Annotated in this window: 12 protein-coding genes and 1 riboswitch; of the genes, 2 read left to right on the top strand and 10 right to left on the bottom strand. The window is 75.4% G+C overall.

The annotated features are described in order from the left end of the window. Positions 1–57: 57 nt before the first annotated feature. From ACI769_RS05645 to ACI769_RS05605, 9 genes are all read right to left on the bottom strand, one after another. Positions 58–993, bottom strand: a complete 936-nt coding sequence (locus tag ACI769_RS05645; protein WP_137279749.1) for an NADPH-dependent oxidoreductase — start codon at positions 991–993, stop codon at positions 58–60. Then, positions 990–2183: an FAD-dependent oxidoreductase gene (locus tag ACI769_RS05640; protein WP_409141310.1), complete on the bottom strand. Its 1194-nt coding sequence runs from the start codon at positions 2181–2183 to the stop codon at positions 990–992. Before ACI769_RS05640 ends, ACI769_RS05645 begins: the two co-directional genes overlap by 4 nt. Positions 2184–2190: 7 nt before the next feature. Then, positions 2191–3225: an ABC transporter substrate-binding protein gene (locus tag ACI769_RS05635; protein ID WP_086149224.1), complete on the bottom strand. Its 1035-nt coding sequence runs from the start codon at positions 3223–3225 to the stop codon at positions 2191–2193. A 114-nt stretch (positions 3226–3339) separates the two neighbouring features. Further along, on the bottom strand, positions 3340–4119 hold the full coding sequence (locus ACI769_RS05630) for an amino acid ABC transporter ATP-binding protein (protein ID WP_409141309.1): 780 nt from the start codon (positions 4117–4119) through the stop codon (positions 3340–3342). Then, a complete protein-coding gene (locus tag ACI769_RS05625; RefSeq protein WP_409141308.1) occupies positions 4116–5207 on the bottom strand; it encodes an amino acid ABC transporter permease in 1092 nt (363 codons plus the stop codon). Before ACI769_RS05625 ends, ACI769_RS05630 begins: the two co-directional genes overlap by 4 nt. Next, the gene (locus tag ACI769_RS05620) at positions 5204–5797 is read right to left on the bottom strand and encodes a GNAT family N-acetyltransferase (protein WP_409141307.1); all 594 of its coding nucleotides are present in this window, start codon (positions 5795–5797) and stop codon (positions 5204–5206) included. Before ACI769_RS05620 ends, ACI769_RS05625 begins: the two co-directional genes overlap by 4 nt. Next, positions 5794–6693, bottom strand: a complete 900-nt coding sequence (locus ACI769_RS05615) for a DUF1684 domain-containing protein (RefSeq protein ID WP_409141306.1) — start codon at positions 6691–6693, stop codon at positions 5794–5796. Before ACI769_RS05615 ends, ACI769_RS05620 begins: the two co-directional genes overlap by 4 nt. Before the next feature lie 151 nt (positions 6694–6844). After that, the gene (locus tag ACI769_RS05610) at positions 6845–8242 is read right to left on the bottom strand and encodes an NtaA/DmoA family FMN-dependent monooxygenase (RefSeq protein ID WP_409141305.1); all 1398 of its coding nucleotides are present in this window, start codon (positions 8240–8242) and stop codon (positions 6845–6847) included. A 17-nt stretch (positions 8243–8259) separates the two neighbouring features. Continuing rightward, positions 8260–9414 (bottom strand): LLM class flavin-dependent oxidoreductase, encoded by a 1155-nt coding sequence (locus ACI769_RS05605; RefSeq protein ID WP_043657610.1) that lies wholly within the window; start codon positions 9412–9414, stop codon positions 8260–8262. A gap of 345 nt (positions 9415–9759) precedes the next feature. Beyond that, positions 9760–9867, bottom strand: a riboswitch (SAM riboswitch). A 169-nt stretch (positions 9868–10036) separates the two neighbouring features. Here ACI769_RS05605 and ACI769_RS05600 point away from each other — a divergent pair. Both ACI769_RS05600 and ACI769_RS05595 read left to right on the top strand, forming a co-directional pair. Further along, on the top strand, positions 10037–10759 hold the full coding sequence (locus ACI769_RS05600; RefSeq protein WP_409141304.1) for a helix-turn-helix domain-containing protein: 723 nt from the start codon (positions 10037–10039) through the stop codon (positions 10757–10759). 117 nt (positions 10760–10876) lie between these two features. Next, positions 10877–13597: an MMPL family transporter gene (locus ACI769_RS05595; RefSeq protein WP_409141303.1), complete on the top strand. Its 2721-nt coding sequence runs from the start codon at positions 10877–10879 to the stop codon at positions 13595–13597. A gap of 84 nt (positions 13598–13681) precedes the next feature. Here the strand turns inward: ACI769_RS05595 and ACI769_RS05590 are convergent, their stop codons facing one another. After that, a complete protein-coding gene (locus ACI769_RS05590) occupies positions 13682–14689 on the bottom strand; it encodes an endonuclease/exonuclease/phosphatase family protein (protein ID WP_085386613.1) in 1008 nt (335 codons plus the stop codon). Between the last annotated feature and the right edge of the window lie 106 nt (positions 14690–14795).

Genomic DNA, 14795 nt, shown 5'->3' with positions numbered 1-14795 from the left:
TTCCTCTGGTGGGGTGCGGTGGCTCGGGGCGACGCGGTCGCGTGGGGGCCCGCCGGGCTACTTGGACGGGAACCCGAGCGCGGCGAGCGTGGTGCGCAGGTGGGCGCGCCCGCGCAGGGCGCCGGGGACGCGCAGGCGGTCGACGACGCGGTCGCGCCAGCCGCCGTCGAGCCCCTCCTCGCGGTAGAAGGGCGCGATGCGCTCCTCGTACGCCGCGACGTGCTGGTCCTGCCCGACGGCGCGGTAGCGCTCGGCGTGCAGGACGGCCGCCTGCGGCAGCCGCGGCTTGACCCGTTCGCCGCCCGCGGGGTCGGGGTGCCCGACGACGAGCCCCACGACCGCGACGACGCCCTCGGGCAGGCCGAGCTCGGCCGCGACCTGGGCGGGGTGGTTGCGCAGCGCGCCGATGTACACGGTGCCGAGACCGAGCGACTCCGCCGCCACGACGGCGTTCTGCGCGGCGAGCGCGGCGTCGAGGAACGCGACGACCGTCGTCTCGAGGTAGTCGGTCGCCTCGAGCCGGACGCCCTCGCGCTCGCCGAGGGCGCGGGCCCGCGCGACGTCGGCGAGCCAGACGAGCAGCAGCGGCGCGGTGCGCACGTGCTCCTGGTCGCCCGCGAGCGCCGCGAGCCGCGCCTTGCGCACGGGGTCGGTGACGGCGACGACGCTCCAGAGCTGGAGGTTCGACGACGTCGGGGCGGACTGCGCGGCGGCGACGAGCGTCGGCACGACGTGGTGGGCCAGCGGGTCGGTGCGGTAGCGGCGCACCGTCCGGTGCCGGAGCTGCGTCGCGAGGACGGTGCCGGGACGGTCCGCGGCGGGTGCCAGGCCCGCGGCCGCACCGGGCGCGACGTCCTCGACCGCGGCGAGGTCGACGCCGTACCGCGCCGCGAGCGCGGCACGAGCCCCGCCGGTGTCGTGCGTGGCGTGCGTCTCGGGGCCCGCGGCCGGAGCCGGAGCGTCCGCGGCGGTGGGTGCGGGAGCGATCGTCATGAGGCGGTCCTCTCGGGGAGTGCGGCGAGGCGGGCGAGCGCGAACCGCTCGGCGGCGGTGCCGCCGTCGGGCAGGGCGCCGGGGGCGGTCGCGAGGTCGGCGAGCACGCGCCCGACGGCCGGGGCGAACTTGAAGCCGTGGCCGGAGAACCCGGCGCCGACGACGACCGGACCACGCCGGTCGAGCACGAAGTCGTGGTCGGGCGTCGTGGTGTACGTGCAGCTCACGGGGACGTACGCGTCGGGGTCGAGGCCGGGCAGCCAGGTGCGCACGTAGTCGCGCAGCGCGGCGAGCTGGCCCGGCTCCGGCCGGTAGGAGCGCCGGTCGGGGTCGACGACGGGGCCGACGCCGTGGAAGCCGACCTTGACGCCCTCGCCCGGGGTCGCGAGCCCGTAGACGCCGCTCGGCCACGCGGTGCCGGGACCGACGTCGTGCGTGAACGCGGGCCACCCCGCGGGCGACGTGCCGGGGGCGAGCGCGAAGTGGGCGGGCTGCTCCTGCGTGACGACGAGCGGGAGCTCCTGCCCGAGCAGGCCGCCCGCCGGGGAACCCAGCAGACCCGCGCTCCACGCCCCGACGGTCACGACGACGACCCGCGCGACGACGTCGGCGCCGTCGGTGACGACGCGCACGCCCTCGGGGACGCGCTCGACGTGCCGGACGGCGACCTCGTGCCGCACGTCGGCACCCCGGGCGGCCGCCGCCCCCTGGAGGGCCGCGACGGCCCGGTCGGCGTGGAGCCGGCCGGCCGTCGCGACCTCGTGCAGCACCCGGCCCTCGAACCGCAGCCCCGGCCAGCGCTCGGCCGCGGCCGCGGGGTCGAGCCACTCGTGCTCGACCCCCCGGGCCGCGAACGCGGCGCCGATCGCGTCGGCGCGGCGCTCGGCCGCGCCGTCGCGACGCCCGTGGCTCACACCGCCCGTGATGTCGAGGAGCTCGGTCCTGGTCTCGTCCTCGACCTCGCGCCACAGGCGCAGCGCCTCCTGCGCGAGGTCGAGGTACTCGGGCTCGGCGTACGTCGTGCGGTAGATGCGCGACGTCCCGTGCGAGGCGCCGTGCGCGTGCCCGGGCGCGAAGCGCTCGAGCAGCACGACGTCGCGCCCGCGCCGCGCGAGCTGCCACGCCGCGGCCGAGCCCATGACGCCGCCCCCGACCACGAGGTGGTCGACGTGCTGGGTGCTGGTGGTCATGCGCGGGTCACTCCGTCTTCGGCAGGCCGGGCGGGTTGGTCTGCGACTCCTCGACGGCCTCGGACTCCAGGCCCCACCGCTGGAGCACCTCGAGGTACGTGCCGTCCTCGATGGCGTGGTTGATCGCGGCGGTGATGGCCGGGGCCGCCTCGTTGCCCTTCTTCGTGGCGACGGCGATCTGCGCCGTGTCGGGCCAGCCGCCGTTGAGCGTGCCGACGACCTTGAAGTCCTGCGGGGAGATCGCCGCCTGGTACGCGAGCGACGCGTTGGGGCCGACGTACGTCTCGATGCGCCCGGACTGGAGCGCGAGCAGGACGTCGGAGAACTGCTCGTAGTACTCGGGGCCCTGGATGGGCTCGAGGCCGTCCTCCTGGTTGAGGCGGTCCCACTCGAGCACGATCTTCTCCTGGTTCGTCCCGGAGCCGACGGCGACGACCTTGCCCGCGATGTCCTCGCGCTTCGTGATCGACGTGATGTCGGAGTCGGCGCCCACGAGCCAGCCGAGCTCGTCGTTGCGGTAGGTGGAGAAGTCGATGGTCTCCTTGCGCTCCTCGGTCACCGTGACGTTGGAGATCACGGCGTCGACGTCGCCCGAGCCGAGCGCGAGCGGCCAGTCGGCCCAGGCCTTGACCTCGAGGCGCAGGTCCTTGCCGAGCGCGTCGGCGACGAGCTGCGCGATGTCGGTCTCGTTGCCGATGGGGGTCTCGTCGTCGTCGGCGAGGAAGCCGAGCGGCGGCGCCGCGCCCGCGGAGATCGCGACGACGAGCTCGTCCTTGTCCTTCCAGGCGTCCGGGAGGAGCGCGACGGCCTCCGCCGACTCGGTCGTGCGGATGCGGTCCTGGTCGGGGCTCGTGCTCACGTCGAGGGCGTCCGAGACGGACGTCGTGCTCTCCGTCGTGCCGTCGGAGGACGCCGCGCCCTCGTCCGCTGCGGCCGGGGCCTCGGTGCTCACCCCGGAGCAGGCCGCGAGCGCCAGCAGGGGCACGACGGCGAGGGCGGCGAGCGCGCGGGGGGCGCGGGCGCGGGTGGTCGTTGCGGTCACGGGTGTCCTACCTCTCGGGTGGTGCGTCGGGGTGACGCAGGGAGTGCGGGTGTGCGGGACGGCCGGGCGGCCGGTCGCGGGTCACGACGGCGGGCGTCGGTGGAGGGCGGTGGTTCAGAGGACCTTTTGGAGAAAGGCCCGGGTGCGGTCGTGGCGCGGGTGGTTGAGCACCTCGGCGGGCGTGCCCTGCTCCACGACGACGCCGTCGTCCATGAACACGACGGTGTCGGCGACCTCGCGAGCGAAGCCGATCTCGTGCGTCACGACGACGAGCGTCGTGCCGGTGCTCGCGACGTCCTTGATGACCTCGAGCACCTCCCCGACGAGCTCGGGGTCGAGCGCCGAGGTGGGCTCGTCGAACAGGAGGACCTTGGGCCGCAGCGCGAGCGCACGGGCGATGGCGACGCGCTGCTGCTGCCCGCCGGAGAGCTGGCGCGGCCGGGCGTCGGCCTTGTCCGCGAGCCCGACGCGCTCCAGCAGCGCGCGGGCCTCGGGCTCCACGTCCTCGCGGCGCCGGCGCTGCGCCGAGACCGGCGCCTCGACGACGTTCTCGAGCGCCGTGAGGTGCGGGAACAGGTTGAAGCTCTGGAAGACGAACCCGATCTGGGTGCGCTGGCCGAGGATCTCGCGCTCCTTGAGCTCGCGCAGGGTGTTGCCCTTGCGGCGGTACCCGATGAGCTCGCCGTCGAGCGAGATGAACCCCTTGTCGACCTTCTCCAGGTGGTTGATCGCGCGCAGCAGCGTCGACTTCCCGGAGCCGGACGGGCCGAGCACGACCGTCACGGACCCGGGCGGGACGGTGAGCGACACGTCGCGCAGCACCTCGAGGGTGCCGAAGCTCTTGTGGACGCCGTAGATCTCGACGAGCCCGGCGGTCGCGACGTCGGCGCTCATGCCGCACCTCCCGACGTGCGCGCGGTGCGGGTCAGCACGCCCACCCGGGCGCGGGCCGCGTAGGCGGGCGGGACGGCGTCGGGCACGGGGCGGCCGGAGAGCCCCGAGGCCCAGACGAGCACGATCCAGCGCGCCTTCTGCAGCGGGGTCGGGGGCAGCGTGCGCACCGCGCCCTTCGCGTAGTGCCGCTCGACGTAGTACTGCACGACGGTGATGAGCGTCGTCAGCACGAGGTACCAGATCGACGCGACGATGAGCAGCGGCACGACGCGGCCGTTGCGGCCGTAGATGACGCTGACGATGTAGAACAGCTCGCCGTACGCCAGCACGTAGACGATCGACGTGCCCTTGAGCAGCCCGATCACCTCGTTGACGGCCGTCGGGATGATGGAGCGCATCGCCTGCGGCAGGATGATGCGGCTCACCTGGCGGCGCTTGGGGATGCCGAGCGACGCGGCGGCCTCCTGCTGCCCCTGGTCGACCGAGAGGATCCCGGCCCGCACGATCTCGGCCGAGTACGCGGCCTGCGAGAGCCCGAGCCCGAGGATCGCGGCCCAGAACTTGTCGATCACGGACAGCGTGTCGAAGTACAGGAACTCGGGCCCGAAGGGGATGCCGACGCTCAGGTACGGGTACAGGTAGGCGAGGTTGTACCAGAGCAGCAGCTGCAGCAGCAGCGGCACGGACCGGAACACCCACGTGTACGTCCACGAGACCGACTGCAGGAGCGGCGAGCGCGACAGCCGCATGAGCGCGAGCACGGTGCCGAGCGCGAACCCGACGACCGACGCGACGAGCGTGAGCCGGATCGTCGCCCACGCGCCCTCGAGGATCGAGGGCCAGGTGAGGTACTGCGCGACGACGCCCCACTCCCAGCGGTCGTTCGTCACGAGCGAGCTGACGACCATGGCGAGCAGCACGGCCACGCCGGCCGTCGCGACCCAGCGGCCCGGGTGCCGGGCGGGGACGATGCGCAGGCTCTCGAGCGGCAGCGCGTCCTCGACACCGCCGCGCGGGTCGGCGGGGTGCCGGCCCGACGGCGGCTCGAGCTGCCGGGACTCGTCCTGCGGGAGCGACACGGTGCTCATGGCGCGACCTCCAACCACTTCTCGAACGCGAGCGGGCCGATCTCCTCGGGATCGGTCCCGGTGTCGAACAGGGGCGTGTAACCGGTCGCGAGGTACAGCCCGGCGGCCTCGGGCTGGCGCGGGCCCGTCGTGAGGTACACGCGCCGGTAGCCGCGCTCGACGGCGCGACGCTCGAGCTCGACGAGCACGAGGCGCGCCAGCCCGCGGCGCCGGTGCGCCGAGTGCGTCCAGATCCGCTTGAGCTCGGCGGTGCGCACGGCGGGCGTCCCGTCGGCGCGGCGCGCGGCCGGCCGGGCGAGGCGCGCCGGGTCGCCGAGCTCCGGCTCGGCCCGACGGCGGAACGCGCCGCCCGCGACGGACTCGCCGTCCTCCAGCACCAGCACGAGCTCGCCGTGCGGCGCGGCGAAGTCCTGCGCGGGGTAGTGCTCCATCTCGGCGCGGAGCTCCTCGGCGCTGAGCACGCGCTGGTACCGCGTCCAGTACTCGTGGGAGAGCTCGTCGAGCAGCGGCCGCACGAGCGGGTCGTGCATCGCGACGGACCGGACCTCGCGCGTCCCCCGCCCGGCGGGGCGCGCGGCGACCGCGGTCACCGGGGTGCCCTCTCGCCCGCGGTGACGGCGAACGGCACGTGGTTGCCCTCGACCGGCGCCGGGCACGTCCCGAAGTCGCTGAACGCGTACGGCAGGTTGACGGCCCGGTTGAGGTCGAGGCGCACGCTCCCCGCGGTGCCGGGCACCGCGTCGGCGTCCACGCGCAGGACCCGCCAGGGGGCGACGCCGTCCGCCTCGTCGCTGAAGAGCAGCGTCACCGCGCCGTCCGGCGCGCCGGTGAGGGCGAGCGTCGCGCCGCGCCGGGCGCCGTCGCGCTCGACGACGAGGTCGACCTCGCCGACCGTGCGCACGTGGTGCACGAGGCCGGGCCGCGCCGCGCCGACGACGACGGGCCGCGGCGCGTCGTACCAGCGCACCGGCGCGTCGACGACCCAGGCGGGGTCGTAGGCGAACGTCGGGACGCCGTCGAACGCCGTCCGGGCCGGGGCGAGCGGGTCGCGCACGCGGACGGCGTAGCGGCCCGTGCGGCGCATGACCTCCACCGCGACCTCGCGCGTCTCGCCCCCGTCCGCCGGGTCGCCCGCGTCCCGGCCGTGCGGCAGGAACGTGCCGGCGACCGTCGACCCACCCTCCGCGACGACGACGGTCCCGACGGCGCTGCCCGTCGTCGTCCGGACGGCGCCGCCCTCGTCCGCGCGGTGGTTCGCGCCGTCGGCGTCGGCCCACCAGAGCCCCGGGATCCCCGGGAGGGCGGCGGGCTCGTCCCGCAGCGCGTGGTACGCGACGAGGCTCAGCCAGCCGTGCGGCGGGCGCAGCCCGTCCTCGCGCTCGGCGTGCCAGGCGGCCCACGCCGCGGCGTCGGGCGACGCGGACGCGACGGGGTCGGCGGGTGCGGTGGCCACGGCGCCCGTGGCGGCCGGCGTGCTCGTGCTCATGGGTCCTCCGAGGTCGGTGCGGGTGGTCGGTGCGGGTGGTCGGTGCGGGTGGTCGGTGCGGGTGGTCGGTGCGGGTGGTCGGTGCGGGTGGTCGGTGCGGGTGGTCGGTGCGGGTGGTCGGTGCGGGTGGTCGGTGCGGTGCCGGCGGCGGTCAGCCGACGAGCTCGGCGGGGTGCGCCGTCGTGGGCTCGCCGTCGCCTCGCGTCGTGCCGGGGCGGGCGAGGCCGAGGTGCTCGCGCAGAGTCGTGCCCGCGTACTCCGTGCGGAACGAGCCGCGCTCCTGGAGCAGCGGGACGACCTGGTCGAAGACGTCGTCGAGCCCGCCCGGCGTGAGGTGGGGCACGAGGATGAAGCCGTCGGAGGCGTCCTCCTGGACGTGCCGGTCGATGTCGTCCGCGACCTGCTGCGGCGTGCCGACGAACCCGCCGCGCGACGTCACCTGGATGACGAGCTCGCGGATCGACCACCCGTTCGCCTCGGCCTGCTCGCGCCACGCCGCGGCGACCGCCGCCGGGTCCTTCGCGTGCCGCACGCGGCCGCGCGTGATCGACAGGTTCTCGGTGTCGGGGTCGACGTCGGGCAGCGGGCCCTCGGGGTCGTACGCCTCGAGGTCGCGGCCCCAGACCTGCTCGAGGAACGCGATCGCCGTCGGGCCCGAGACCTGCTGGAGCCGGATCTCCCGGGCGCGCTCCTCCGCCTCGGCGGGCGTGTCGCCCAGCACGACGACGGTCGCGGGCAGGATCTTCAGGGAGTCGCGCTCGCGCCCGTGCGCCGCGAGCCGCCCCTTGACGTCCTCGTAGAACGCGCGCCCGGCGTCGAACGTCGAGTGCGCGGAGAACACGACGTCGGCGGTCGCGGCGGCGAAGTCGCGCCCGTCGGCCGAGTCGCCCGCCTGGAACAGGACGGGGTGGCCCTGCGGGCCGCGCGGCGTCTCGAACAGCCCGACGACGTCCGCGTACGTCCCGTGGTGCGCGACCGGCCGCACCGCGCCGGGCCGCAGGAACTCGCCCGCGATCCGGTCGGCCAGCACGGCGTCGTCGTCCCACGAGTCCCACAGGGCGCGCGCGACCTCGACGACCTCGGCCGCCCGCGCGTACCGCTCGGGGTAGGGCAGGTACCCGCCGCGGCGGAAGTTGGCGCCCGTGAAGGCGTCGGGGCTCGTCACGAGGTTCCACGCCGCGCGGCCCTCGGAGAGCAGGTCGAGCGTCGCGAACTGCTTCGCGAGCTCCCACGGCTCGTTGAACGTCGTGTTGATCGTGCCCGCGAGGCCGAGCCGCTCGGTGACGGCGGCGAGCGCGGCGAGGACGGGCAGCGTGTCGGGGCGGCCGACGACGTCGAGGTCGTGGATGCGGCCCTTGTGCTCGCGCAGGCGCAGGCCCTCGGCGAGGAAGAAGAAGTCGAGCCTAGCCTCCTCGGCGCGGCGCGCGAGGTGCTCGAACGACGCGAAGTCGATCTGGCTGCGCGAGCGGGGGTCGCTCCACACGGTGGTGTTGTTGACGCCCGGGAAGTGGGCGCCGAGGTGGATCTGCTTGCGGGGTCGGGTGCTCATGTCGCGTCCGTCCGGGCTCAGGCGATCGCCGCGTAGCGGTTCGCGGGGTGCGGGAGGCCGAGCGTGTCGCGCAGCGTCGTGCCCGGGTACGCGGTGCGGAACAGGCCCACGCCCTGGAGCAGCGGCACGACCCCGTCGACGATCGCGTCGAGGTCCGTGCTCAGCGACGACGGCCGCAGCAGGAAGCCGTCGGCGGCACCGGCGTGCGCCCACTCCTCGACCGTCGCCGCGAGGTCGCGCGCCGTGCCGACGTGCGTCAGCGAGTCGGTGTCCCACGAGACGCCCTCGAGGTCCTCGAGCAGGTCGAGGCGGGCCTGCGCGCTCGCGCGCGTGTCCCCGACGACGACGTACGCGTCCACGAGGACCCGCAGCCCGTCGGGGTCGCGCCCGGCGTCCGCGGCGGCGTCGCGCACCTGCGCCCGCAGCGCGACCGCCTCGTCCCGCGTCGCCGCGCGGACCCGCACGACGTCGGCCCGCCGGGCCGCGAGGTCGAGCGACGCCGGCGTGCTCGCCCGCACGACGACGGGCGGCTGGCCCTGCGGCGGGCGCGGCGTGATCGACGGCCCCTTGACCGCGAACCGGATGCCCTCGTGGTCGACGTAGTGCAGCTTCTCGCGGTCCACGAACCGGCCCGTCGCGACGTCGCGGATCTCGGCGTCGTCCTCCCACGAGTCCCAGAGCCGCGTGACGACCTCGACCGCCTCGTCGGCCTCGGCCACGGCGTCGGGCTCGTCCTGGGCGCCCTTGCGCCCGAAGGCCGCGGCCTCGGCCGGGGTCGTGGACCACCCGACCTGCCATCCCGCGCGGCCGGAGCTCACGTGGTCGATCGTCGCGACCGCCTTGGAGACGTGGAACGGCTCGGTGTGCGTGGTGGTGACGGTCGGGACGAGGCCGATGCCCGCGCTGCGCGGCGCGAGCCGGGACGCGACGAGCGCGGCGTCGAGCCGGCCGCGCACGGACCCGTTGCGGCCCGGCTGGAGGGTGAACGCGTCGTCGAGCGTGACGAGGTCGAGCAGGCCGCGCTGGGCGGTGGCCACGAGCTCGACGAGGCGCTTGGCGTCGAACAGGCGCTGGGCCTGGGAGCCCACGGTCCGCCAGGCGGCGGGGTGCGCACCGGCGTCGGTGAGGTCGACGCCCAGGTGGACGGTACGGGCGGGGCGGGGGTCGGGCATCGCGAGGATCCGTTCTGGGACAGGCGCCGGCGGCGCGCTCAGGGCGCGGCGGGGTGCCGGGGGTGGGCAGGGTCGTCCCGCCGCGGGACGGCAGGGCGGGGCCGGGGAGGCCGGAGGGAGGCCCGTCAGGGCGTGCGCGCGGGAGCGCGCGGCGTCAGGAGCGGGGCGTCGTCAGCGACAACAGGTGACGCGCACGGGGGCGCCGACCGGACAGGAGACGACGGCCGCACCGCGGACCGGACAGGGGCACGTCGGCGCGTGCGGGGTGCTCACCGCGGTGCTCGACTCTCGCCGGTCCATCGTCCGTCTCCTTCGTGCCCGTCTCCGGGCGCCGCGTGTTGCCCCGCACCGCGCAGGTCGCGCGACGCGGGACCTGGTCCTCACCCGGGGCACCCCGCCGCGCGGGAGGGTTGCCGTCCGACGAGCCGGGGCTTCGCGTCGGAGCTCATGACCATGTCCTGTGCCGGGGTCCGTGGACCTCGGTTGCCGGGAACCTACGAGCGGTCGGAGAGGGTGTCAACGCACCGCCGGGACCTTCCCACATACTGGACTCGATCGGTCAACTTTGAGCAGCCGAGGCCCTCGTTTGCACCGAGTGCATCGATGCACCTAGTGTCAAGAGGTGCCTCTCCTCCCCGGACCCGAGCGCCCGACCGCGCCCGCGACGGACGCCGTGACCCCGGACGCGCCGAGCGCGGACGCCCCCGGCCCGGACGCCGCGGCCCCCGACCGTCGCGCGGCCCTGCGCGCACGCCACCGCCGCGCGATCGTCGCCGCCGCCGCGTCGCTCATGGAGGAGAAGGGCGGCGCGCGCTTCACCGTCGACGAGCTCGCGGCCCGGGCCGACGTCGCGCGCCGCACGATCTTCAACCACTTCGCGTCGCTCGACGACGTCGTGGTCGAGGTCTGCGAGGACGTGCTGGGCACCGTCGTCGAGACGCTCGGGGCGAGCGCGGCCGAGCCGGGCACCGACCGCCCCACGCCCCTCGACGACGTCACCGCGGCGCTGCGCGGCACGGACCTCGTCGGCCCCATGGCCTACCTCACGCGCGCCCTCGGCGGTACCGCGACCGAGCCCACGCCGCGCGTCACGACGATGGTCGTGCGCACCTTCACCCACCTCGCCGAGCGCCTCGTCGCGGCCACCACGCGCCGACACCCGGACGTCGACCCGCTCGAGATCGAGATGCTCGTGGGCGCGCTCATGGCCGGGGTCCTCGTCATCCAGCGGCGCTGGTGGGCCGAGACCGGCGCCGCCGACGACGACGCGTCGCGCGCGGTGTGGTCCGGCCTGCTCGACCGCCTCGTCGAACGGATCCGCGCCGGCTGGGCGGACCCCGTCTGACACGACCCGCACCCTCCCCGCCCTGTCCCGCCTCGCGACCACCTCTCCCGCAGCACCGCACCCGCCACCCCGGGCACACCCGCCGGACCCGGACCGGACTCCCACCGAAGGATCCTCATGGCTGAACTCCTCTACCGCCTCGGCCGCGCGTGCGCGCGCCGCGCGCGGACCGTCCTCGCCGCGTGGCTCGCGGTGCTCGTGCTCGCCGGGGCGGCGTTCGTCGCGTTCGGCGGCACGCTCGCCAGCAGCTTCTCGATCCCCGGCACCCCCACCGCGGACGTCACCGAGCGGCTCCAGACCGCGCTGCCCGAGGCGTCGGGCGGGAGCGGCACGATCGTCCTCGCGACGGAGGACGGCGCGCCGTTCACGCCCGAGCAGGAGGCGGCGATCGCGGACCGCTTCGCCGCGGCGGAGGAGGTCGACGGCGTCGCGTCGGTCGTCGACCCGTTCGCGACGCAGGAGGAGCTCGCCGACCAGCGGAAGCAGATCGACGACGGCCGCACCCAGATCGCCGCGGGACGCGAGCAGATCGAGGACGGCCGCGCGCAGCTCGCCGCCGCGCAGGAGCAGGTCGACGCCGCGCGCGCCCAGCTCGACGCGGGCCAGGCCGAGCTCGACGCCGCACGTGCCCAGGCGGAGGCCGCGGGCGCGCTGGAGCAGGCGGCGCCGCAGCTCGACGCGCAGCAGGCCGAGATCGACGCGGGCCGCGCCACGCTCGAGTCGCAGGCCACGACGCTCGACCAGCAGGTCACCGCGCTGGAGGACCAGAGCGCGACGCTCGAGGAGCAGTCCGCGCAGCTCGAGCTCTCCGCTCCCCTGCTCGACATGGCGTCCGACATCCGCCTCGTGTCCACGGACGGGAGCGCGGCGGTCGCGAACGTGACGTTCACCGAGCCGAACATGAGCATCGACCAGCAGACGAAGGACGACCTCGTGGCCGTCTTCGCGGACGACCCGGTCGACGGCGTCCAGACCGACTTCTCGTCCGACATCGCCCAGGGCGTGCCGCAGGTGTTCGGCGTGGGCGAGGCCGTCGGCCTCGTCGTCGCGGCGATCGTGCTCGTCGTCATGCTCGGGACGCTCGTGGGCGCAGGCCTGCCGATCCTCACGGCACTCATCGGGGTCGGGATCGGCGCGCTCGCCGCGATGTCGCTGTCCGGGGTCGTGGAGATGTCGTCGGTGACGCCGGTGCTCGGCCTCATGCTGGGGCTCGCCGTCGGGATCGACTACTCGCTGTTCATCGTCAACCGGCACCGGCGCCAGCTCAAGCAGGGCGACGAGCTGCACGAGTCGATCGCGCTCGCGAACGGCACGTCGGGCAACGCGGTCGTGTTCGCCGGGGCGACGGTGCTCATCGCGCTGCTCGCGCTCAACGTCACCGGCATCCCGTTCCTCGGCCTCATGGGCACGGTCGGTGCGCTGTGCGTCGCGATCGCCGTCCTCATCGCCGTCACGCTCACGCCGGCCCTGCTCGGCATGATCGGCCCGCGGATCCTCAGCCGCCGCGAGCGCGCCGCGCTCGCCGGGCCCGCCGCGTCGTCGGGCGCCTCGACGGGCGCGTCGACGGGCGCGTCGGCCGGGACCGCGTCGTCGGAGCCGGGCACCGCGGGCGGCCTGCCCGCCGCGGAGCCCGTGCGCCCCATGTCGACCGTCCGCGCGGTGGGGACGGCCCTGCTCGCCGTCGTCGCGCTCGGCGTGATCGCCCTGCCCGCGCTCGACCTGCGGACCAACCTGCCCGACGGCTCGTCCGAGGCGCACGACTCCACGCAGTACCGCGCGTACTCGACCGTCGCCGAGGAGTTCGGCGAGGGCACGAACGGGCCGCTGCTCGTCGTCGCCGACCTGCCGGGCGAGCCGACCGAGGCCGAGGCGCTCGAGTACCAGGTCGGCGTGGCCGAGGAGCTGTTCTCGCAGGACGACGTCGTGGCCGTCGCCCCGATCGGGACGTCCGAGGACCGCACGGTCGCGGCGTTCCAGGTGATCCCGGCCGAGGGTCCGACGAGCGAGTCGACCGAGGAGCTCGTGCACGCGCTGCGCGCCCTCGAGCCGCTCGACGGCGAGGTCACGCTCGGCGTCGCGGGCTCGGCCAGCGGCAACATCGACATCTCGGAGAAGCTCGCGCAGGCCCTGCCGATCTACCTCGCGGTCGTCGTCGGGCTGTCGCTCGTCATCCTCGTGCTCGTCTTCCGGTCGATCTTCGTGCCGGTCGTCGCGACGCTCGGGTTCATCCTGTCGTACTTCGCCGCGCTCGGCGGGGTCGTCGCGATCTACCAGTGGGGCTGGCTCGCGGGGGTGTTCGGCGTCGAGACGCCGGGCCCGATCCTCAACTTCCTGCCCACGATCCTCGTCGGCATCCTGTTCGGACTCGCGATGGACTACCAGCTCTTCCTCGGCTCGGGGATGCGCGAGGCGTACGCGCACGGCGCCCCCGCGCGCGTCGCGATCGTGCAGGGCGTCCGCGCGGGCCGGGCCGTGGTGACGGCCGCGGCGATCATCATGATCTCCGTCTTCGGCGGGTTCGTCTTCTCGCACAGCGCGATGATCCGACCCATCGGGTTCGCGCTCGCGTTCGGCGTCCTCGTCGACGCGTTCGTCGTGCGGATGCTGCTCGTCCCGGCGCTCATGCACCTCGTGGGCGACAAGGCGTGGTGGCTCCCCCGCTGGCTCGACCGCATCCTGCCCGACGTCGACGTGGAGGGCGCCGCGCTCGAGCGCCGGCACCCGCACCACCTCGACGGGTCGACCGACCCGGCGGCCCAGGGCGGCGCGCCCGACGCCGGCACCGAGCCGGGCACCACCGGCCCGGACGCGGCCGAGCCGGAGACCGCGCGCGGCTGAGGCCGCGGATCCCCGCACCGGACCCGGTGCCACCGGTCGACGAGCGAGCCCGCTCGTCGGCCGGTGGCGCCGGGTCCGTCGTCGTCAGGGGCGGGGCACGTGCACCGTCGCGACGATCGCGCGGTGGTCGCTGCCCACGACGTGCAGCGAGTCGACGTCGGTCACGACGTTCTCGCGGTCGGTCACCACGTGGTCGAGGTTGAGCACCGGCGGCACGACGCCGGGGCGCGGCGACCACGACAGGTCGAGCCCGCCGCCCGAGGCACGCGTCGCGTCGTGGAACCGGTCGCCGAGCAGCCGGCGGAACGTCGCGTGGTCGTGGGTGGAGTTGAAGTCGCCGACGAGCACCTGGGGCAGCGCGTCGCCGTGCGCGCGCTCGGCGAGCGCGTCCGTCTCCTCGTGCCAGATGTCGACGTACTCCGGGATCGGCGGGATCGGGTGCACCGCGGTGACCCGCACCGGGACGCCGTCGACCTCCACCGTCGCCGACGGCATCGCGTCGTTCGAGAACGGCTCGACGTCCACGTCGCGGAGCGGCAGCGCGCTCCACAGCCCGCTGCCCATGGCGCCGCGCCCGACCTTGCCGTCGGCGCTGTACGGCAGCACGTCCTCGATCCCCGCCGCGACGAGCCGCTCGCGCAGGTCCGTCGTGAGCTCCAGCACGGCGAGCACCTGCACGTCCTCGGTGCGGACGAGGTCGACGAGCGCCTCCGCGTCCGCCGCGCCGTACCAGGTGTTGGCGCCCATCACGCGCAGCGTCACCGCGTCGTCGGGCGGCGCGGGGCCGGGCACGAACGCAGGCACGAGCCACACCGCCTGGACGGCGACGCAGACCGCGAGCAGCGCCGCGAGCAGCCACCGGCGCGCGAGCAGCGTCAGCACGAGCCCGACGGCGGCGCCCAGGGCGACGAACGGCGTGAACCCGACGAGCTGCGCGACGGGCGTCCACGCGTCGTCGGGCAGCATGCGCACGAGCGTGAGGAGGAGCACGGCGACGACGCCCGTGGCGAGCACGACCGTGAGGGGTCGGCCGCCCGGTCGGCGCCGCGTCGTGACGCGCGCGGGCGGGAGGCGCGTGGTGGCCGAGGTCATGCCCGGACTCTCGCAGCGCCGCCCCGCCGCCGCGACCCGCCCCACCGGCCCGCCCAGTGATCTCCACCGAACCCGCCCACCCGCCCCTCCCCTCCGTCCGCCGAGC

The organism is Cellulosimicrobium sp. RS (assembly GCF_046159675.1).
Taxonomy (GTDB): domain Bacteria; phylum Actinomycetota; class Actinomycetes; order Actinomycetales; family Cellulomonadaceae; genus Cellulosimicrobium; species Cellulosimicrobium funkei.
Note: the sequence above shows the minus strand (reverse complement) of the source record. Positions and strands in the feature narration are given on the sequence as shown.

Excerpts from the sequence above, each read along its gene's own strand:
- ACI769_RS05590 (WP_085386613.1), bottom strand. The coding sequence starts at position 14,689 with ATGACCTCGGCCACCACGCGCCTCCCGCCCGCGCGCGTCACGACGCGG.
- ACI769_RS05610 (WP_409141305.1), bottom strand. The coding sequence starts at position 8,242 with ATGAGCACCCGACCCCGCAAGCAGATCCACCTCGGCGCCCACTTCCCG.
- ACI769_RS05615 (WP_409141306.1), bottom strand. The coding sequence starts at position 6,693 with ATGAGCACGAGCACGCCGGCCGCCACGGGCGCCGTGGCCACCGCACCC.
- ACI769_RS05645 (WP_137279749.1), bottom strand. The coding sequence starts at position 993 with ATGACGATCGCTCCCGCACCCACCGCCGCGGACGCTCCGGCTCCGGCC.
- ACI769_RS05640 (WP_409141310.1), bottom strand. The coding sequence starts at position 2,183 with ATGACCACCAGCACCCAGCACGTCGACCACCTCGTGGTCGGGGGCGGC.
- ACI769_RS05595 (WP_409141303.1), top strand. The coding sequence starts at position 10,877 with ATGGCTGAACTCCTCTACCGCCTCGGCCGCGCGTGCGCGCGCCGCGCG.
- ACI769_RS05605 (WP_043657610.1), bottom strand. The coding sequence starts at position 9,414 with ATGCCCGACCCCCGCCCCGCCCGTACCGTCCACCTGGGCGTCGACCTC.
- ACI769_RS05630 (WP_409141309.1), bottom strand. The coding sequence starts at position 4,119 with ATGAGCGCCGACGTCGCGACCGCCGGGCTCGTCGAGATCTACGGCGTC.
- ACI769_RS05625 (WP_409141308.1), bottom strand. The coding sequence starts at position 5,207 with ATGAGCACCGTGTCGCTCCCGCAGGACGAGTCCCGGCAGCTCGAGCCG.